Below are 17,938 nucleotides of genomic sequence, written 5' to 3'. Positions count from 1 at the left end.
ATCGACCCGTAGCGGTCCGGAAAAACGACATGCCCAGCACTGTCAGCCAGTCAGTTGCTGGAGGCTTGTAATGAGTTCGAGGTTTTTACGGACTGTGCGCCTTCTCCGTCGTCAGCCAACAGACTGAGCGCTGGGCTAGCGGCTGCAAAACCGGTACTACCAAGCGCAAAGTCCCCATCAAACCACATGCAACGATCCGGCTCTATGGCCGATAACGCATGGCCAGACGGGTGACGTAGCTATTAGCTACAAGTTAGCCTGTCGTATGACCAAAATACTGGCGTTCACGTCACCGGCCGAAGGACACCTGTATCCGGTCGCGCCGGTCCTGGCTGAGCTGGTATCGCGCGGCCACGACGTCACCGTGCTGACGCTGCCCGGTAGCCAAGCGGCCTTGGATCCGTTCGGCATCACCGTGCGCGAACTGCCGCCCACGCTGGCGCCGCATACGCTCGACGACTGGGGGACCACCGCCCGGATCCCGGCCCTGCGCGCAGCCGTCCGCGCGCTGGTCGCCCGCATCCCGGACGAGATCCAGGCCCTGCGCAGCGCGATCATCGCCGAGCGGCCGGACGCGCTGCTGATCGACGTCACCGCGCCCGGCGCGCAGATCCTCGCCTCGGCCAGTGGGCTGCCGTGGGCGTCGTGGGCCGCGATGCTGCTGCCGATCCCCTCGCGCGACTCGCCACCGTTCGGACCCGGGTTGAGACCGCGGTCGGACCTGCTCGGCCGGGTCCGCGACCGCAGCCTGCGCTGGTTTCTCACCCGGCGATGGAACGAAGTGCTGCCGCAGCTCAATCACATGCGCCAGTACTACGGACTGGATCCGCTGGGAAACACCGAGGACTACCTGCGCCAGCCGACGCTGACGCTCAACTTCACCGCGCCGCCGTTCGACGAAGTGCACAGCGACTGGCCGCCGACGGTGCACCAGATCGGGCCGGGCCTATGGGCGCCGGACACGGAGCCGCCGGGCTGGCTCGACGAGATCGACCGGCCGCTGGCAGTGGTCACCTGCTCGACCGAGTTCCAGGACGACGGCAGACTCGCTCAGGTCGCGATGGACGCGCTGGCCGACAGTGGGCTGTACACCGTCGTCACCGCGGGGGCCGTCGACGCCGCGACGTTGACTGTTCCGCCGAACGCGCGGGTCGAACAGTTCTTGCCCCACCATCTCCTGCTCGACCGGGCTGCCGTCGTGGTCACGCACGGCGGCATGGGCATCACCCAAAAGGCTTTGGCCGCAGGGGTTCCGGTGTGTGTGGTGCCGTTCGGGCGGAGTCAGTCCGAGGTCGCGCGGCGGGTGGTCACCAACGAGGCGGGCACCTGGGTGTCCGCCAAGCGGCTCACCGTGGCGCACCTGCGTGCCGGGATCGAAAAGGCGATGACCTGCCGGGACGGCGCCGCCCGGGTGGCCGCGGGATTCGCGGCGGCGGGCGGCACCTTGCGCGGTGCGGAGCTGCTGGAGCGGCACTTTGCCGGGCACGCTATCGAGCACACAGCCTGGACCGGAACTACGCCGACGCACAGTTCGCACGCTTATCCGACGAACGAGGTGGCGCCGGAGATCACACCTGGCGAGCCGGACCCGATTGTCTTGCCGCCCAAGGATTCTCCGCCTACCGATGATCAGTACTGGACGACCTGGCAGCGTCGTGACCGTTGATCGCTGTCTGAACGCCCGTGCGCCAGGCATTTTCGATACCACCGCGTGAAAAGCACGTGCGCCGTGCGCATTCGGCGCGGTACGTTCCGGCTATGGACGATCACTTCGGCGAGCAGGTAGCGGCACGATACGACGAGTCGTCCGCGGCGATGTTCGAGCCGGACGTCGTCGGACCGGCGGTCGACCTGCTCGCGGAACTCGCCGACGGCGGCCGAGCTTTGGAGTTCGGCATCGGCACGGGCCGCATCGCGCTCCCGCTGGCGCGCCGGGGCGTCCCGGTGCACGGCATCGACCTGTCGCAGGCGATGGTCGATCGGTTGCGCGCCAAGCCCGGCGGCGACGGGATCGATGTCACGCTCGGCGACTTCGCGACCACCCGCGTGGACGGCTCTTTTTCCGTCGCCTACCTCGTCTTCAACACCATCATGAATTTGACGACCCAAGCCGAGCAGGTCGCCTGTTTCACCAACGCCGCAACCCATCTCGCACCCGGCGGTTGCTTCGTCATCGAGGTCGGCGTCCCCGACCTGCGCAGCCTGCCACCCGGCCAGACCATGGTCCCGTTCCAGCGCAGTTCCACCCGCTGGGCTTTCGACCACTACGACGTCGCCACCCAGCAGATGAGCTCCAACTACCTCGAAGTGATCGACGGCCGCGGCGAGTACCGATCCATTCCCTTCCGCTACGTATGGCCCGCCGAACTGGACCTGATGGCCCAACTCGCCGGCCTCCGCCTACGCCACCGCTGGACAGACTGGACCCGCACCCCCTTCACCCACGAAAGCCGCAAGCACGTCTCCGTCTGGGAGAAACCCGCAGCCTGATCAACCAGTTGACCGCTCCCCCGTCCCGCGTAACTGGCGTTTCGCCGGTCACCGCGCCTCGATCGGCCCATCACGGGATGATTGGTTAGGTTTGGGGTACATACACGAAGGAGAAATCTGTGCGCTTCGGCATCTTCATCCCGCAGGGCTGGCGGCACGACCTGGTTGGTATCGAACCGGCGGAGCAGTGGCGGGTGATGCGGGACCTCGCGCAACGCGCGGACGCCGGTGACATCTGGGAGTCGCTGTGGGTGTACGACCACTTCCACACGGTTCCGGTGCCGACCGAGGAGGCGACGCACGAGGCATGGACGCTCATGTCGGCGTTCGCGGCGTCCACCTCGCGGATTCGGCTCGGGCAGATGTGCACCGCGATGAGCTACCGCAATCCGGCGTATCTGGCGAAGGTCGCCGCGACCGTCGACCTGATCTCGGGCGGCCGGGTCGAGATGGGCATCGGTGGCGGCTGGTACGAACACGAATGGCGCGCTTACGGTTACGGGTTCCCGACAGCGGGCGAGCGGCTCGCCCGGCTCGACGAGGGCGTGCAGATCTTCCGGCAGGCCTGGACCGAGGGCAAGGCCACCTTGGACGGCGTCCACTACCAGGTCGACGGTGCCATCGTGCAGCCACTTCCCTTGCAGGAGGGCGGGATTCCGCTGTGGATCGCGGGCGGCGGTGAGAAGAAGACGCTGCGAATCGCGGCGAAGTACGCCCAGTACACCAACTTCAGCAATGTGCCCGAGGAGTTCACGCAGAAGTCTGAGATCCTGCGCGCCCACTGTGCCGACGTGGGCACCGATTTCGACGCCATCGTGCGTTCCTCGAACTTCAACGCGGTGATCGCTGCCACGGAAGCCGAAGTCGAAGAACGCCTCTCGGCGATCCAGGCAAAGTTGACTCCGGCGATCGGCGACGATCAGGCCAAGGGTTACGTCGACGGGATGTTCCGCACCTCCGCCGCCACCGGCACCCCGGAGCAGGTCATCGAAAAGCTGTCCGCGATACGGGATCTCGGACTCGGTTACGCCATCTTCAACTTCCCCGAGTCGGCCTACGACACCTCGGGTATCGAGCTGTTCGAGCGCGAGGTCGCGCCCGCTCTGCGTTGAGTGTGTGCGTTAGGCGGTCGCCCCGGAGGTGACCGCCTGGCGCGTTCGCGTGACGAGCTCAGAGCAAACCGTCAGGAATGTGACGCCGGACACATTCCCTGTTGCCGTGGAACCGTCTCGAGTGCTGCACGTCTAAAGCCATGAAAGACAACAGCATTCGAGACAGGAATTCCTATGAGACTCCGCACGGCCATCGTCGTCGCGTCCGCCGCGATCATGGGCTCCGGCCTGATCGCCGCCGGATCGGCTGCCGCCACCCCCGCCGCACCAGGTCTGCACGTGCAACTGGACCAGCAGGCCGACCCGTCGAACAACGGATGCGTGCCCCCGCCACTGGGCGCCGACGGCAAGCCACTGCCCCCGCCCCTCGGTCCCGACGGCCGCCCGCTGCCGCCCCCGTCCGACCTCAACGGGCAGCCCTGCCCGCCCCCTCCTGCCTGAGTTCCTGACGGTGGGCGTTGCCCGACAACCCATTTCCGATGGTGGGTACGGCGCACGCTCGACATCGGGGGCGAATCGGGTGACTAATTGGCAGGCGGACCCGGGGCCAGCATCCGGGTCCGTCGGCTGTGCGGACGCGCGAGCTTCAGTGTGCGACGTGCTGCGGCATTGCCGAGGCGGAAAGGGTGGGGGTGGTTTTCTTGCTGTCACCGAGGATGAGGAAGGCGCCGCAGAGCAGGAGGGCCCAGGCTGGGGAGACGGGGACTGCGGTGGTCAGGAGTAGTGCCCAGGTGAGGATGAGCCAGCCGATCCATCCTGGTACGCGGTGGTTTTGGTGGGTTGACCAGAGGATGTAGCAGCCGAGGACGAAGACGGGGACGCCGAAGCTGGCGAGGGAGATCCAGAGTGCTTCGGAGCGCTCGTATTGGGCGAGGGTGGTCGACTCGTCGAGGGTGAAGGTGTTCCACCAGCCGTCGGATACGGCCTGCGACCACGTGTCGCGGACGCCCACCGGGGAGAGAACGATGTGCACGGTGCCGAAGGCGGTGGCGATCCAGCCTGCGACCTTGGTCGATCGCATGCCTCGCCAGCCGGCAGAGGTGCGCTGTTCGGTGAGTTCCATGTGTCCTCCATCTGCCTGACCAGGCAAAAGCCGTGGCCAGATACGAGACTGTCAGTATCGATACTGACAGTCTCGTATGATGCCAGCATGTCGAAACCGAAACAAGCGGGAGGGCGCCCTCGGGATAGTCGGGTAGATCACGCCATCGCCGCCGCGGTCCGATCGCTGCTGGCCGAGCAGAGTTACGCGACGCTCACCGTCGATGCGGTGGCCGCGCGCGCCGAGATCAGCAAGGCGGCGATCTACCGCAGGTATGCGACCAAACAGGAGATGATCTTCGCCGTCCTGCTGCACGATCTGGACGAGGTCCCGCCGACCGATACCGGCTCGCTCCGCGGCGACATCACCGAACTGGTCACTCGAATCAGCGACCAGCTCGCCCAGTCCGCCGCCGGTGTGATGGCCGGGCTGCTCGCCGACATCCACGCCGATTCGGCACTGGGAGTGCGCTTCAGCAATTCCTATCTTGCCGTAGAACGTTCGGTCATCACCACACTGTTGGACCGTGCGGTAGCGCGCGGTGAACTACCGCACCGCCCCGACCCTGCCCTCGTGCACGCCCTACTCCTGGGCCCCCTCTTCGCCTGGCAGATCATGCTGGTCGAAGACCCCACCCGCACACCAGTTCTCGCCAACGCGGTCGCACAATCCGCCAGCGCCGCCTTGACCTCAGGCGCCCTACCGCCCAGCTCTACCTAGCGCCCGTGCCGAAATCGACTGGCAGGATGGCCACGACTCGGTCGGTACCGCGGCGGGCATGAGGGAAGGTTGAACGTGGGCTGGAAAGTGAACGGCTTGATCGTCGAGGGATCGGTGGATCCGGCTCGGCTACCCGGACGACCACGGGACACCGGCGAAAGCGTCGATCTGGATACCGTGCATCGGCGACCCTGCGACTACGGCATCACCGAGCTCGACGGCTGGACCTTCATCGCCGATCCTGCCCTTCGCGCGGCCTTCGATGATGAAGCAGCACAGGCACTTACGCCTACCGGCCGCGCGTTGGCCTGGGTGACGAACAGTGTCGCGACCTTGCACGGCTTCGCGTGGTACGTCGACGGGAAACCCGTGCGCCGGATCATGCATGCCGAAGGCGTGCCGGTCGACGAGTTCGGCGACAGCCTCCCCGAGGAGGTCGCGGCGCCTGCGCCGCTCGACGAGGATTACGTCTTCGAGATGATGCAGCGACTGACCGGCCAGGCCTGGGGCGACGCAGCGGATGCCGCATACCGCGTCTGGACGTGCACCGTATAGACCGCTCGAACGCGAAAGCCTCAGCGCGGCAATGGCACTGAGGCTTTCGCGAGTAACGGAGCAGGTGTCTCCTACAGCATGCAGGACACGCAACCCTCGACTTCGGTTCCCTCCAAAGCCATTTGGCGCAGGCGGATGTAGTAGAGGGTCTTGATTCCCTTGCGCCACGCGTAGATCTGCGCGCGGTTGAGGTCGCGGGTGGTGGCGGTGTCCTTGAAGAAGAGGGTCAGCGACAGGCCCTGGTCCACGTGCTGGGTGGCCGCGGCGTAGGTGTCGATGATCTTCTCGTAGCCGATTTCGTAGGCGTCGTCGTAGTACTCGAGGTTGTCGTTGTCGAGGTAGGGCGCCGGGTAGTAGACGCGGCCGATCTTGCCTTCCTTGCGGATCTCGATCTTCGACGCCACCGGGTGGATGGAGCTGGTGGAGTGGTTGATGTAGGAGATCGACCCGGTCGGCGGGACGGCCTGCAGGTTCTGGTTGTAGATGCCGTGCTCCATGACCGAGGCCTTGAGCTCGTGCCAGTCGGCCTGCGTCGGGATCTGCACCCCGGCGTCGGCGAAGAGCTGGGCCACCCGTTCGGTCTTCGGCTCCCACACCTGCTCGGTGTACTTGTCGAAGTACTCACCGCTGGCGTACTTGGACTCGGGGAAGCCACCGAAGTAGGTGCCGCGCTCCTTCGCGATCAGGTTCGACGCCCGAATCGCGTGGTAGACCACGGTGTAGAAGTAGATGTTGGTGAAGTCGATGCCTTCTTCGGACCCGTAGTGCACCCGCTCGCGAGCCAGGTACCCGTGCAGGTTCATCTGGCCGAGGCCGATGGCGTGCGACTCGTTGTTGCCCTGCTCGATCGAGGGCACCGAGTAGATGTGCGTCTGGTCCGACACCGCGGTGAGTGCCCGGATCGAGGTCTCGATGGTCTGCGCGAAGTCGGGTGAGTCCATCGTCTTGGCGATGTTGAGCGACCCGAGGTTGCACGAGATGTCCTTGCCCACCTTGGCGTAGGACAGGTCGTCGTTGAACACCGACGGCGTCGACACCTGCAGGATCTCCGAGCACAGGTTCGAGTGGGTGATCTTGCCCGCGATCGGGTTGGCCCGGTTCACCGTGTCCTCGAACATGATGTACGGGTAGCCGGATTCGAACTGCAGCTCGGCGATGGTCTGGAAGAACTCGCGCGCCTTGATCTTCGACTTGCGGATCCGCTTGTCGTCGACCATCTCGTAGTACTTCTCGGTGACGTCGATGTCGGCGAACGGCTTGCCGTAGATGCGTTCCACGTCGTACGGCGAGAACAGGTACATGTCCTCGTTCTTCTTCGCCAGTTCGAAGGTGATGTCGGGGATCACCACGCCGAGCGAGAGGGTCTTGATGCGGATCTTCTCGTCCGCGTTCTCCCGCTTGGTGTCCAGGAATCGGTAGATGTCGGGGTGGTGCGCGTGCAGGTACACCGCGCCGGCGCCTTGGCGCGCGCCGAGCTGGTTGGCGTAGGAGAACGAGTCCTCCAGCAGCTTCATGATCGGGATGACACCCGAGCTCTGGTTCTCGATCTTCTTGATCGGCGCGCCGTGCTCGCGAATGTTGCTGAGCAGCAGCGCGACACCGCCGCCGCGCTTGGACAGCTGCAGCGCGGAGTTGATGGAGCGCCCGATGGACTCCATGTTGTCCTCGATGCGCAGCAGGAAGCAGGACACGGGCTCGCCGCGCTGCTTCTTGCCCGAGTTGAGGAAGGTCGGGGTGGCGGGCTGGAAGCGGCCGTCGATGATCTCGTCGACCAGCTTGCCCGCGAGCACCTCGTCACCGGCGGCGAGGGTGAGCGCGACCATGCAGACGCGGTCCTCGAACCGCTCCAGGTAGCGCTTGCCGTCGAAGGTCTTCAGCGTGTACGAGGTGTAGTACTTGAACGCGCCGAGGAAGGTGGGGAACCGGAACTTCTTGGCGTACGCCTGCTTGAACAGCTGCTTGATGAACGGACGGCTGTACTGGTCCAGTACCTCCGGCTCGTAGTAGTTCTCCTTCAGCAGGTAGTCCAGCTTCTCCTCCAGGTTGTGGAAGAAGACGGTGTTCTGGTTGACGTGCTGCAGGAAGTACTGATGCGCGGCCTCGCGGTCCTTGTCGAACTGGATCTCGCCGTTCGGGCCGTACAGGTTCAGCATGGCGTTGAGGGCGTGGTAGTCCATGACCTCGGCGGTGTCCGCACTGCGGGCGGCAGACTGCTCTAAGCGAGCCGTTTTTCCGGCCGGTGCTGTCGTTGTTGTTGCCAAAACAATCCCAATCCTTCTCGGACGCGCTCGACGTCCTCGGCGGTTCCCATGAGTTCGAAGCGATACAGGTACGGCACGCCGCATTTGCGGGAGATCACGTCTCCCGCGTAGCAGTAGGTATCGCCGAAGTTCGTGTTTCCCGCCGCGACCACGCCGCGCAGCAGGGCGCGGTTGTGCGGGTCGTTGAGGAACTTGGCGACCTGCCGCGGCACGAAATCCTTGTCGGATCTGTTCCCACCCAGAACGTGCCGACCGCCCCCGTAGGTGGGGACGATCAGCACGAAGGGTTCGTCGACGCGCAGCGAATCGGCGGTGTGCAGTGGAATGCGAGTTGCCGGGAGACCCAGCTTCTCGACGAAGCGGTGTGTGTTCTCCGAGGCGCTGGAGAAGTAGACCAGCGCCGGAGTGGTGGGACCGTAAGCATTGTCGTCGGACACGGTCACCTCTCCTCTCGGAGGACGGAGTGCGCGAGCGGTCAGGCCGCCACGGTGGCGAGCGACTTGATGCGATCGGGCCGGAAACCGGACCAGTGATCCTCGCCGGCCACGACGACCGGGGCCTGCAGGTAGCCGAGGGCCATGACGTAGTCACGCGCCTCGTCGTTCTCGGAGATGTCGATCACCTCGTAGTCCACCCCGGCCTTGTCGAGCGCCTTGTAGGTGGCATTGCACTGGACGCAAGCGGGCTTGGTGTACACGGTGACGGTCATTGGTCTCCCTCTTCTCCTTGTGCCTGATCCACAGCCTGTGATCCGTATGTGCACGATCCGACCTTGCTGCGCAAACTCCTGGATCTGGCCGCGAATCCCCTGCTCAGCCCCTTCGGGCCGAGGCTCGCAGAGCGGGGTGTCATGCCGTCTTCCAGTACCGAAGACACTACACCTAGTGGCCGACAGATTCATCCGACACGACATGTTGCGAGTCACATTGGTGGAATTCGAACGCGGTAAGTACCTGGATGCTCGATTCGCAACCCGACACGACCGTGGTGCAGATCACAATTTCGTACCGTAGCTGATTTCCAGCAAACTCCCTGCGCAGACGAAGAGGGCCACCTCCACCGCGTGGAGATGACCCTCGAGAAGACCGGAGCGGAAGCTTACACGGCGGCCAATTCACCGCGAGTGGCCTGGACCAGCTCGTGCACGGTGGCGGCCAATTCGGTGAGTGCTTCGGCATCCTCGCGCGGGTGTGTCGCGCCGAATCGCTCGCCGATCGTGGCGAAGTGCAGGTGTGCGGACTCCACCACGCGGGCACCCGCGACGCCGAGCACCTTGACCGTGTCGCCGTGCGCCCACTGCGCGGCGTTGGGGCTGATCGACGCACTCACCACGGCGGCAGGCTTGTCCTTGATCGCGCCGACGCCGTACGGACGGGAGACCCAGTCGATGGCGTTCTTCAGCGCGCCGGGCAGGCTGCCGTTGTACTCAGGAGTCACGATGAGCAGACCGTCGGCTGCGGCAACCGCGTCACGCAGCGTCTGGGCCGCCGCGGGCACGGAACCCTCGGCATCGATGTCCTCGTTGTAGAAAGGAATATCGGCGAGACCTTCGAAGAGGGTGATCTCGACACCCTCCGGCGAGGTCTGCACAGCGGTCTCAGCGAGCTGGCGATTGATCGAAGCCGCACGAAGGCTTCCGACGAGAGCGAGGATGCGGGTCTGGCTCATGCCTGCACCTCGCTGGCGCTCGGCTCCGGCATAAGCCAGAGGCGCTGTATCAATGATTCGATCGCTTCGCTCACTCATGACGACTCCTGGTGTACTGGGTAGATGTCCGAACTTTCACTGACAGATAACCGGACCACGGTCCGATTACTTCCCGCGGAGATTGCGTGAGCGCTGTGAGCTACCCCACCTCGGATCTCCCCGCCCCAGGGGAGCGTCCGCTGCTCGGCATCGGCGCGCCCCTTCCCGGCACGTCCGAACCCACCGAACGCGCCGACGCGGCACGCAACCGGCAGCTGCTGCTCGACGCCGCACAACAACTGGTGCGCGAGCAAGGGGTCGACGGTCTCACGATGGACGCGCTGGCCAAGCGGGCTGGGGTCGGCAAGGGCACCGTCTTCCGCCGGTTCGGTAGCCGGTCCGGACTGCTGATGGCGCTGCTGGATCACTCCGAGCGCAAAGCCCAGCAGGCGTTCATGTTCGGACCGCCGCCGCTGGGGCCAGGTGCGGCGCCGGTGGATCGGCTCGTTGCGTTCGGCCGCGCGCGCCTGCTCGACATCGATGTGGAAGGCGAGCTGTATCGCGCCGCGGAGGTCGGCGAGGCGGGCGACCGCTACTCCGGCGCCCCCTACATGTTGCTCAAGGCGCACGTCTCGATGCTGCTGCGCGAGGCGCAAGTGCCCGGCGAGCCCGCGCTGGTCGCCGACAGCTTGCTCAGCACGCTCAGCGCCGCGCTAGTCATGCATCAGATGCGCGCGCAGGGGTATAGCCGTGATCAGATCGGCGACAACTGGGAAGCAATCGTTCGTCGCGTTGTCTCGCGGTGAATCGACAGTAAAGTGGGCTGCCATGCGGAACCTGCGCGAACAGATCATCACCGAGTTGGGCGTTCAACCGAGCATCGAGCCGAAGGACGAGGTACGGCGCCGGGTCGATTTCCTCAAGGACTACCTGAACGCTACTCCCGCAAAGGGTTTCGTGCTCGGCATCAGCGGCGGGCAGGACAGCTCGCTGGCGGGCCGGTTGTGCCAGCTCGCGGTGGCGGAGCTGCGCGCCGACGGTGCGGACGCGACGTTCATCGCCGTGCGCCTACCTTATGGCGTGCAGTCCGATGAGGCCGACGCGCGCGCCGCGCTGCGCTTCATCCAGCCGGACAAGACGGTGTCGGTGAACGTGCGGCCGAGTGCGAACGCGACCGCGGGCGAGGTGGCCTCCGCCCTCAAGATCGACAAGCTCCGGGATTTCGTGCGCGGCAACATCAAGGCGCGTGAGCGGATGGTGATCCAGTACGCGATCGCCGGGCAGGAGAATCTGCTCGTGGTCGGCACCGATCATGCCGCGGAGGCGGTCACCGGTTTCTTCACCAAGTACGGCGACGGCGGCGTCGACCTCACCCCGCTGACCGGCCTCACCAAGCACCAGGGCGCTGCGCTGCTGCAGGAGCTGGGCGCTCCGGAGAGCATCTGGTCGAAGGTGCCCACCGCCGACCTGGAGGACGACCGCCCCTCGCTGCCCGACGAGGAGGCCCTCGGCCTCACCTACCGTGAGATCGACGACTACCTGGAGGGCAAGGACGTCACCGCCGGGGTCGCCGAGCGGATCGAGTCCATCTACCTCAACACCCGGCACAAGCGGACCGTCCCGGTCACTCCGCTCGACACCTGGTGGCGCGACTAGCCGGCGCCCGCACCACTTCTGTTTTCCCGCACCGGGAATCGCATGCGATTTTCGGTGCGGGAAATCGAAAGGTGTGCGGCTGGTCCTATCGCCTGCCGACGGCGGGTACGAAGCGGCCGACCTCAGCCACGTAGGACCGGTAGTGGTCGCCGTGGACCTTGTGCAGGTACGGCTCCTCCACCACTCGTACCTGTAGTTCGATCGCGCCGACGAGTAGTAGGAAGCCCAGCACCGCAACGGGATTGGGCACCATCAGCGTGACGCCCACTGCGAACGTGAACATTCCGGTGAAGATCGGGTTGCGCACCAGGCCGAAGACGCCGGATCGCACCAGGGTCGTGCGCTCGGTGGCGTCGACGCCGATTCGCCAGGACTCCCCCATGTCTCGCTGCGCGTACAGCGTGCCCAGGATTCCGGTCACCGCGACGACGACCCCGATCCAGGACACCAACTCGTTGTCCAGCAACGGAATCGGGTTCAGCACGTCCGTCAGCTGAAGTATCGGCGCAGCCAATCCCACGGCGAAGGCCACAACCACCCCCACGCCGGCCAGCCATTCCAGCGAACCCGGGCGGCCGCCGATGCCACGGAACCCGGTCGATCCCGTGCGGCGCCACTGCCACCAGCTCCGCCAGCCGAACGCCGCCGCGGCGAAGACCACATACAAAATCAGTGCGCCTACTGCCACCGCACTCTCCCTCCTTGTGCCGCCACCAGGATATATAGATGAATGCGCATGTGTCTATGGCTTTGTAAGATCTTGTCCCGCAGCTGTTTCTACTTGGGCGAGGCGCCGAGACAGGAAGCGGCGGACTTGCTCGTTGGCCGTGCGCTCCAGTGCGACGCGATAGTGCGTCACGGACTCCGCATGGCGCCCGGCGCGGCGAAGCAAGTCGGCGCGGGTCGCGGCGACGAGATGCGAGGCCGCCAGGCGCGGATGGTCCGCGATCTCGTCGAGTGCGGCGAGACCGCTGTCGAACCCGCGCAGGAAGCCGACGGCGATGGCCCGATTCACCGCGACCATGGGCGAGTCCGAGTATCCGAGCAGCTCGTCGTAGCCGGATACTATTGCGGCCCAATCGGTTTGCTCCCACGTCGGCGCAGTGGCGTGTGCACCGGCGATGCGTGCTTGAGCAAGGTAGGGGCCCGTGCCGTCCGCGGCGGCGGAGACCAGACAGCGCAACCCCGCGGCGATCTGGGCCCGATTCCACGCGGACCGGTCCTGGTCCTCGATCGGCACCAATTCGCCTCCGGCACTGCGGCGTTGGCCTCTGCGGCTGTCATTGAGCAGCATCAGCGCCAGCAGTGCCCGCGCCTCCGAGTCTTCGGGCAGCAGCCCGCACAACAGTTTGCCGAGCCGAATCGCCTCGTCGCACAGTTCATCTCGGACAGCAGTCGGTCCCGAGGTGGCGAAGTAGCCTTCGGTGAAGACCAGATAAATGCACGCCAGCACCACGGGCGTGCGCTCCGCCAGCAGGTGCGCGGGCGGCACCCGCAGCGGAATAGCGGCCGACCTGATCTTCGCCTTCGCGCGGGTGAGGCGTTGGGCCACAGTATGTTCCGGCTGCAGGAAGGCTCTGGCGATCTCCGCCGTCCGCAGCCCGCACACCAGCCGCAGCGTCAGCGCGACCTGCGACTCCGGCGACAGCGCCGGGTGACAGCAGGTGAAGATCATGCGCAGCTGATCGTCGGCCACCGGCGACACGTCCACCTCCTCGTTCGGCGCGCCGAGCGGACTCGGCGCGGTCAGCAGCACGGCGTCCTGCTCCTTGCCACCCCGGAGCGATTCACGGCGCAGCCGGTCCAGCGCGCGATTGCGCGCCGCGGTGGTGATCCAAGCGCCCGGATTGGCCGGCACGCCCTGACTCGGCCAGCTGCGCAGTGCGTCGGCGAACGCCTCGTGCACCGCGTCCTCGGCCAGCCCGATATCGCCGACCAGCCGGGCGACCGTGGCCAGGGCCCGGCCGAATTCGGCGCGGTAGATGCCGTCGATCGATGCGGCCGGGCCCGGCACGGTCAGAAGCCGACGTCGACGATGCGGCGAACTTCGGTGCGCCCCTTCGCCCCGCGCGGAATCTTGGTCGCGATCTCCGCGGCCTGCGCGGGCCCGGCCGCGGTGAAGACGTAGACGCCGTCGACCACTTCCGCACCCTCGGTGTACGGCCCGTCGGTTCGCAACAGTTGCCCGTCGCGCAGCCGCACGGTGACCGCGGTCGCCGGCGGCCGCAATGCGCCGCCGCCGCGGATCACGTCACCGACCTGTTCGCCGAACCGCTCGTGTTCGACGACCGCCGCGGCCCATTCGGGGGTGTCCGGCTCGATAACGTCGCTCTCCCACAGCAGCGCGGTCCACCAGTCGGCGCCCGGCTGCTCGTGCGGCGTCCACATCACCATCGGACGCACCTCGATCGAACCCCGCGCGGCCGTCGGAATCCGGCCGGCGAGTTCGACGGCCGTATCCAGATCCGGGCAGTCGAAGACATAGAAGCCGCCGACCACCTCCGACTGCTCGGTGAACGGTCCGTCGGTGACCAAGAGTTGGTCCCCGTCGCGCCGGACATTGATCGCCGTGTCCACCGGGAACAGCGCCGCGCCGCCCGCGATCGCCGCCGCGGCCTGCTCCTGGAATACCGCGTACTTCTCGACCCCTGCGGCGAACTCGGGTGTTCCCGGCTTGTTGCCGCGGTCCGCCTCACCGCTCACGATCGTCGCAAAGTAGTGCATGGTCGCCCAACCTTCCTCGAATGGAGGGGTCCGATACCCTTCCCTACCCAGACGACGAACGGCGCGTGCGTTTCTCTACCTGTCCCACGCCGCGCAGGTAGACCGATCGAGCCGCGCGACCGGCGGGTCGAGATACCGAGCCGCGCGGTCGGCGGGTCGACCTGCCGAACCGCACCACCGGAACCGTCGAGCGAGTTCAGCACAGTCACTGTTCGAGGTCGACGAGCTGACGCAGCTCCACCCGCCCGGTCGCGCCACACGGAATCCGCGCGGCGATCTCGGTCGCCTCGGCCTGGTCTTTCGCCACGAACATATACAGTCCGTCGATCACCTCGGACTCGGCGAAGGGTCCGTCGGTGAGCAGCAATCGGCCGTCCCTGACCCGCACCGTGGTGGCGGTCGTCGGCGGCTGCACCGCGCCATTGCCGCGCAACGCCGCCGCGGCGGCCGTACCGAACTCCTGATGCAGGGCCACTGCCGGATCCCATTCGGGTGTGCCCGGCGCGATGACGTTCTCCGGTCGCTCCCAGAGCAGCGCGAGCCACCAGTCCGCGCCCGGCAGGCCTTGCGACTGCCACTGGATCATCGGCCGCAGTTCGACCGCACCCTGTTCGGCCGCGGGCGCCTGGCGCGCGAGCTGGATGGCGTCATCGAGATCTTTGCAGTCGAACACGATGAAGCCGCCGACCACCTCGGCCTGCTCGGTGAACGGACCGTCGGTGATGAGCGTGCGGCCGCCGACGTGCCGGATGTTGACCGCGGTCTCCACCGGATACAGCGGAGCGCCGCCGGCGATCGCCGCACCCGCGTTCGCCTCGAACACCTCGTACTTCTCGACCTCGGCCACGAACTCCGGCGAGCCGGGCTCCACCTCCGGCTCGTCGCCGCGTCCTACCAATGTCGCCAGGTAGTGCATGATCGTCATCCTTCCCGGAATCCGAGGAGTCCGATACCCCTCGCTACCTGGACGACGAACGCGACAGTGGTTTCTCTACATGCGGGTGCTCGGTCAGCCGCCTGCGAACGGCGGCAGCACGTCCACCTGCGGCGTCAACGCCATCTTCGGATCGCGAGTCAGCTCGTCGCCGACCAGATAGGCGCACACGGACAGCATCTTGTCCAGGTCGGGCCCGTACGAGGCGGACAGCATCGAGCGCAGGTCGGCGACGGTGGCGCCGACCGGGAACTCGAGCGTCTCGCGGTCCTTGCCGACGGCGTCGGCGATGGCGGCGAAATAGCGGATCTCAACCACCGATAGCTCCCATCGTGCGTTCCGGCGGAACGAAGCCCTCGGCGTCGATGCCGTGACCCGCCCACTTGTTCCACATCGCGCCGCGCCACAGCGTGGCGAGTTCCGCGTCGTCGGCGCCGGCGCGCAGAGCCTGGCGCAGGTCGTATTCCTGGTCGCTGAACAGGCAGGAGCGCAGCATGCCGTCGGCGGTGAGTCGGGTGCGGTCGCAGGTGTCGCAGAACTTGCGGGTGACCGAGGCGATGATCCCGACGGTTCCGGGGCCGCCGCCGACCAGCCACGTCTCGGCCGGGGCCGACGGGTCGGCGCGGCCTGCCGCGGTCAGCTCGAAGCGGGTGCCGAGCACGTCGAGCAACTCGGCGGCGGTGACCATGTTGGCGCGCGCCCATTCGTGGTCGGCGTCGAGCGGCATCTCCTCGATGAACCGCAGCGCGCACTGCTCGTCCAGGCACCATTGCAGCAGATCCGCTGCGCCGGACAGCGTTTCGCGCATGAGCACGGCGTTCACCTTGACCGGGGCCAGCCCGGCGTCGCGGGCGGCCCGAATGCCGGCCAGCGCGGAGCCGAGCCGGTCGCGGCGGGTCAGCTTGGCGAACCCGGCCCGGTCGACCGTGTCCAGCGAGACGTTCACCCGGTGCAGCCCGGCGGCGGCGAGCGCACGGGCGCGATGCTCGAGCCCGACGCCGTTGGTGGTCATCGCCAGCGGCGTGTCCGGCACCTGTTCGTGACAGCCCGCGATGATCTGTTCGAGATCGCGCCGCATCAACGGCTCGCCGCCGGTGAACCGGACCTCCTGCACCCCGAGCTCGCGGACCGCCAGGGTCACCAGGCGCACGATCTCCGCGACGGTCAGCAGCTCGTCCTTCGGTATCGCGGGCAGCCCTTCCTCGGGCATGCAGTACGTACAGCGCAGCGAACACTTCTCGGTGATGGACACACGCAGATCGCGGGCCACCCGGCCGAATCGGTCCAGCAGGAAGGGCGTGTCGGGGCGCCCATCGAGCGAGGGACGCCCGGAACGCACGGCAGGTATCCCCATCTCGACCAGAGTCACCTGTCCATTATGACCTTTGCTCGCCGTTGGTCAGTCGCGGAAGATACGGAATCGCGCACTGCACGCACCTTGCGATTGTGAGGTTCGCACAAGCCGGACAGCCTATTGACGCCGTTGCACGGACGTTACGCTTGCCGACATGAACCCTCGGCCTGCCAGCGTCTCGGCCCGGCCCGTCGACGAGTACCGGGACAGCATCGAACAGCTGCTGCGGCCACTGGCCGCGCGCTCGGTCGAAGCCGCCTCGGTGCCGGCGGCACTGGGCAGGCAGCTCGCCGACGATGTCCGTTCGCCGGTCGACCTGCCGGTGTTCCGTAATTCGGCGATGGACGGCTACGCGGTGCGTGCCGAGTCCGTGGCGGCCGCGCCGGTCACGCTGCGGCTGGCCGGGATCGTCGCGGCGGGCAACGCCGGACAGACACCGCTGCCGCCCGGCGCCGCGATCAAGGTGATGACGGGCGCGCCGATCCCGCCCGGCGCGGACTGTGTGGTCCCGGTGGAGGACACCCACGCCGACGACGGCACCGTCACCATCGAACGTGGGCGCAGCACTGGCGAATTCGTGCGCGAGGCAGGCACCGATGTGCGAGCCGGTGACCTGCTGATCGACGCGGGCACCATGCTGGAGCCGCGGCACATCGCGGCGCTCGCGGCGGTCGGACTGCCCACCGTGTCGGTGTTCAGCGCGGTGCGGGCGGCGGTCATCACCACCGGCGACGAACTGGTTCCGGCGGGAAGTACGCTGCGCCCCGGGCAGATCTACAACTCCAACGGCATCGCGCTGGCCGCCGCGCTCACCGCGAACGGGGTCGACGTCGTCTCGGTCGAGCACAGCACCGATGATCCCGACCAGTTCCGCAAGCTGCTGGGCGCCGCCACCGACTCCGCCGATGTGGTGTTCACCTCCGGCGGCGTGTCCAAGGGCGACTTCGAGGTGGTCAAGGATGTGCTCGCGCCGCTCGGCGGACTGTTCGGCTCGGTGGCCATGCAGCCGGGCGGGCCGCAGGGGCTGACCGTCGTCGATGGTGTTCCAGTGCTGAGCTTTCCCGGTAATCCGGTCAGCACCATGGTGTCGTTCGAGGTGTTCGCCCGGCCGATCCTGCGTCGCCTCGCGGGGCTGGCGCCGGTGGACAGCTACGAGCTGCCGCTGCGCAACGAGGTGGCCCGCTCGCCGGAGGGCAAGCGACAGTTCCTGCGCGGCAAGCTGATTCGTGCGCAGTCCGACCACCTCTGCACGCCGGAGGCGGTGGAGTTGGTGTCCGGGCCCGGGTCGCATCTCGTCGCGGGGATGGCCTGGGCGGACGTGCTGATCGACGTTCCGGCCGAGGTCACCGCGCTGCCCGCGGGCACCGCTGTGCGAGTGTGGTCGCTGTGATCCGCCGCGTCCCA

20 protein-coding genes are annotated in these 17,938 nt (G+C 66.8%); 9 read left to right on the top strand and 11 right to left on the bottom strand.

Annotated elements, in window-relative coordinates; all coding sequences use genetic code 11:
- Positions 1-265 precede the first annotated feature (265 nt).
- The 4 genes from IBX18_RS16705 to IBX18_RS16690 all read left to right on the top strand — a co-directional run bounded on the left by IBX18_RS16705 (position 266) and on the right by IBX18_RS16690 (position 4,043).
- Complete coding sequence (locus tag IBX18_RS16705) at positions 266-1,666, top strand: glycosyltransferase (protein ID WP_194834564.1); 1,401 nt, start codon at positions 266-268, stop codon at positions 1,664-1,666.
- 92 nt (positions 1,667-1,758) lie between these two features.
- Positions 1,759-2,490 (top strand): class I SAM-dependent methyltransferase, encoded by a 732-nt coding sequence (locus IBX18_RS16700; RefSeq protein ID WP_194834563.1) that lies wholly within the window; start codon positions 1,759-1,761, stop codon positions 2,488-2,490.
- Between the two features lie 119 nt (positions 2,491-2,609).
- Entirely contained in the window at positions 2,610-3,602 is a 993-nt protein-coding gene (locus tag IBX18_RS16695) for an LLM class F420-dependent oxidoreductase (RefSeq protein ID WP_194834562.1), read from the top strand.
- Positions 3,603-3,776: 174 nt separating this feature from the next.
- The gene (locus IBX18_RS16690; protein WP_194834561.1) at positions 3,777-4,043 is read left to right on the top strand and encodes a hypothetical protein; all 267 of its coding nucleotides are present in this window, start codon (positions 3,777-3,779) and stop codon (positions 4,041-4,043) included.
- A 145-nt stretch (positions 4,044-4,188) separates the two neighbouring features.
- Here the strand turns inward: IBX18_RS16690 and IBX18_RS16685 are convergent, their stop codons facing one another.
- The gene (locus IBX18_RS16685) at positions 4,189-4,665 is read right to left on the bottom strand and encodes a DUF6463 family protein (protein ID WP_194834560.1); all 477 of its coding nucleotides are present in this window, start codon (positions 4,663-4,665) and stop codon (positions 4,189-4,191) included.
- Between the two features lie 87 nt (positions 4,666-4,752).
- Here IBX18_RS16685 and IBX18_RS16680 point away from each other — a divergent pair, with 87 nt between their 5' ends.
- Together IBX18_RS16680 and IBX18_RS16675 are read left to right on the top strand one after the other, a co-directional pair.
- Positions 4,753-5,364, top strand: a complete 612-nt coding sequence (locus IBX18_RS16680) for a TetR-like C-terminal domain-containing protein (protein ID WP_194834559.1) — start codon at positions 4,753-4,755, stop codon at positions 5,362-5,364.
- A gap of 75 nt (positions 5,365-5,439) precedes the next feature.
- Complete coding sequence (locus IBX18_RS16675) at positions 5,440-5,919, top strand: hypothetical protein (protein WP_194834558.1); 480 nt, start codon at positions 5,440-5,442, stop codon at positions 5,917-5,919.
- A gap of 71 nt (positions 5,920-5,990) precedes the next feature.
- Here IBX18_RS16675 and nrdE read toward each other — a convergent pair whose 3' ends face one another.
- The 4 genes from nrdE to IBX18_RS16655 form a co-directional block, all read right to left on the bottom strand.
- Positions 5,991-8,096, bottom strand: coding sequence for a class 1b ribonucleoside-diphosphate reductase subunit alpha (gene nrdE, locus IBX18_RS16670; protein WP_228541262.1), 2,106 nt, complete (start codon positions 8,094-8,096; stop codon positions 5,991-5,993).
- A 38-nt stretch (positions 8,097-8,134) separates the two neighbouring features.
- A complete protein-coding gene (gene nrdI, locus IBX18_RS16665) occupies positions 8,135-8,617 on the bottom strand; it encodes a class Ib ribonucleoside-diphosphate reductase assembly flavoprotein NrdI (protein ID WP_194834557.1) in 483 nt (160 codons plus the stop codon).
- 38 nt (positions 8,618-8,655) lie between these two features.
- Positions 8,656-8,889, bottom strand: a complete 234-nt coding sequence (locus IBX18_RS16660; protein WP_069163300.1) for a redoxin NrdH — start codon at positions 8,887-8,889, stop codon at positions 8,656-8,658.
- A gap of 389 nt (positions 8,890-9,278) precedes the next feature.
- Positions 9,279-9,848: an NAD(P)H-dependent oxidoreductase gene (locus tag IBX18_RS16655; protein WP_194834556.1), complete on the bottom strand. Its 570-nt coding sequence runs from the start codon at positions 9,846-9,848 to the stop codon at positions 9,279-9,281.
- Between the two features lie 218 nt (positions 9,849-10,066).
- On the opposite strand from IBX18_RS16655, the gene IBX18_RS16650 reads away from it, so the two are divergent.
- Positions 10,067-10,672 carry a TetR/AcrR family transcriptional regulator gene (locus tag IBX18_RS16650; protein WP_228541332.1) on the top strand — a complete coding sequence of 202 codons (606 nt, stop codon included), beginning with the start codon at positions 10,067-10,069 and terminating at the stop codon, positions 10,670-10,672.
- Between the two features lie 22 nt (positions 10,673-10,694).
- Positions 10,695-11,522: an ammonia-dependent NAD(+) synthetase gene (gene nadE, locus IBX18_RS16645; protein WP_194834555.1), complete on the top strand. Its 828-nt coding sequence runs from the start codon at positions 10,695-10,697 to the stop codon at positions 11,520-11,522.
- 85 nt (positions 11,523-11,607) lie between these two features.
- Here the strand turns inward: nadE and IBX18_RS16640 are convergent, their stop codons facing one another.
- From IBX18_RS16640 to moaA, 6 genes are all read right to left on the bottom strand, one after another.
- The gene (locus IBX18_RS16640; RefSeq protein ID WP_194834554.1) at positions 11,608-12,210 is read right to left on the bottom strand and encodes an isoprenylcysteine carboxylmethyltransferase family protein; all 603 of its coding nucleotides are present in this window, start codon (positions 12,208-12,210) and stop codon (positions 11,608-11,610) included.
- Between the two features lie 54 nt (positions 12,211-12,264).
- Positions 12,265-13,536 carry an RNA polymerase sigma factor gene (locus tag IBX18_RS16635; protein ID WP_194834553.1) on the bottom strand — a complete coding sequence of 424 codons (1,272 nt, stop codon included), beginning with the start codon at positions 13,534-13,536 and terminating at the stop codon, positions 12,265-12,267.
- 2 nt (positions 13,537-13,538) lie between these two features.
- On the bottom strand, positions 13,539-14,246 hold the full coding sequence (locus IBX18_RS16630) for a YciI family protein (RefSeq protein ID WP_194834552.1): 708 nt from the start codon (positions 14,244-14,246) through the stop codon (positions 13,539-13,541).
- Between the two features lie 205 nt (positions 14,247-14,451).
- Positions 14,452-15,162, bottom strand: a complete 711-nt coding sequence (locus IBX18_RS16625; protein ID WP_194834551.1) for a YciI family protein — start codon at positions 15,160-15,162, stop codon at positions 14,452-14,454.
- A 93-nt stretch (positions 15,163-15,255) separates the two neighbouring features.
- A complete protein-coding gene (locus IBX18_RS16620) occupies positions 15,256-15,498 on the bottom strand; it encodes a MoaD/ThiS family protein (protein WP_194834550.1) in 243 nt (80 codons plus the stop codon).
- Positions 15,491-16,549, bottom strand: a complete 1,059-nt coding sequence (gene moaA, locus IBX18_RS16615) for a GTP 3',8-cyclase MoaA (RefSeq protein WP_194834549.1) — start codon at positions 16,547-16,549, stop codon at positions 15,491-15,493. Before moaA ends, IBX18_RS16620 begins: the two co-directional genes overlap by 8 nt.
- Before the next feature lie 139 nt (positions 16,550-16,688).
- Between moaA and glp the strand changes: the two genes are divergently transcribed.
- Entirely contained in the window at positions 16,689-17,924 is a 1,236-nt protein-coding gene (gene glp, locus IBX18_RS16610) for a gephyrin-like molybdotransferase Glp (protein ID WP_194834548.1), read from the top strand.
- Positions 17,925-17,938 lie beyond the last annotated feature (14 nt).

The sequence above is a fragment of the Nocardia sp. XZ_19_369 genome (assembly GCF_015355715.1).
GTDB lineage: Bacteria > Actinomycetota > Actinomycetes > Mycobacteriales > Mycobacteriaceae > Nocardia.
Note: the sequence above shows the minus strand (reverse complement) of the source record. Positions and strands in the feature narration are given on the sequence as shown.

Excerpts from the sequence above, each read along its gene's own strand:
- nadE (WP_194834555.1), top strand. The coding sequence starts at position 10,695 with ATGCGGAACCTGCGCGAACAGATCATCACCGAGTTGGGCGTTCAACCG.
- glp (WP_194834548.1), top strand. The coding sequence starts at position 16,689 with ATGAACCCTCGGCCTGCCAGCGTCTCGGCCCGGCCCGTCGACGAGTAC.
- IBX18_RS16655 (WP_194834556.1), bottom strand. The coding sequence starts at position 9,848 with ATGAGCCAGACCCGCATCCTCGCTCTCGTCGGAAGCCTTCGTGCGGCT.
- IBX18_RS16705 (WP_194834564.1), top strand. The coding sequence starts at position 266 with ATGACCAAAATACTGGCGTTCACGTCACCGGCCGAAGGACACCTGTAT.
- IBX18_RS16625 (WP_194834551.1), bottom strand. The coding sequence starts at position 15,162 with ATGCACTACCTGGCGACATTGGTAGGACGCGGCGACGAGCCGGAGGTG.
- nrdE (WP_228541262.1), bottom strand. The coding sequence starts at position 8,096 with ATGGACTACCACGCCCTCAACGCCATGCTGAACCTGTACGGCCCGAAC.
- IBX18_RS16700 (WP_194834563.1), top strand. The coding sequence starts at position 1,759 with ATGGACGATCACTTCGGCGAGCAGGTAGCGGCACGATACGACGAGTCG.
- IBX18_RS16690 (WP_194834561.1), top strand. The coding sequence starts at position 3,777 with ATGAGACTCCGCACGGCCATCGTCGTCGCGTCCGCCGCGATCATGGGC.
- IBX18_RS16660 (WP_069163300.1), bottom strand. The coding sequence starts at position 8,889 with ATGACCGTCACCGTGTACACCAAGCCCGCTTGCGTCCAGTGCAATGCC.
- IBX18_RS16630 (WP_194834552.1), bottom strand. The coding sequence starts at position 14,246 with ATGCACTACTTTGCGACGATCGTGAGCGGTGAGGCGGACCGCGGCAAC.
- IBX18_RS16685 (WP_194834560.1), bottom strand. The coding sequence starts at position 4,665 with ATGGAACTCACCGAACAGCGCACCTCTGCCGGCTGGCGAGGCATGCGA.
- IBX18_RS16680 (WP_194834559.1), top strand. The coding sequence starts at position 4,753 with ATGTCGAAACCGAAACAAGCGGGAGGGCGCCCTCGGGATAGTCGGGTA.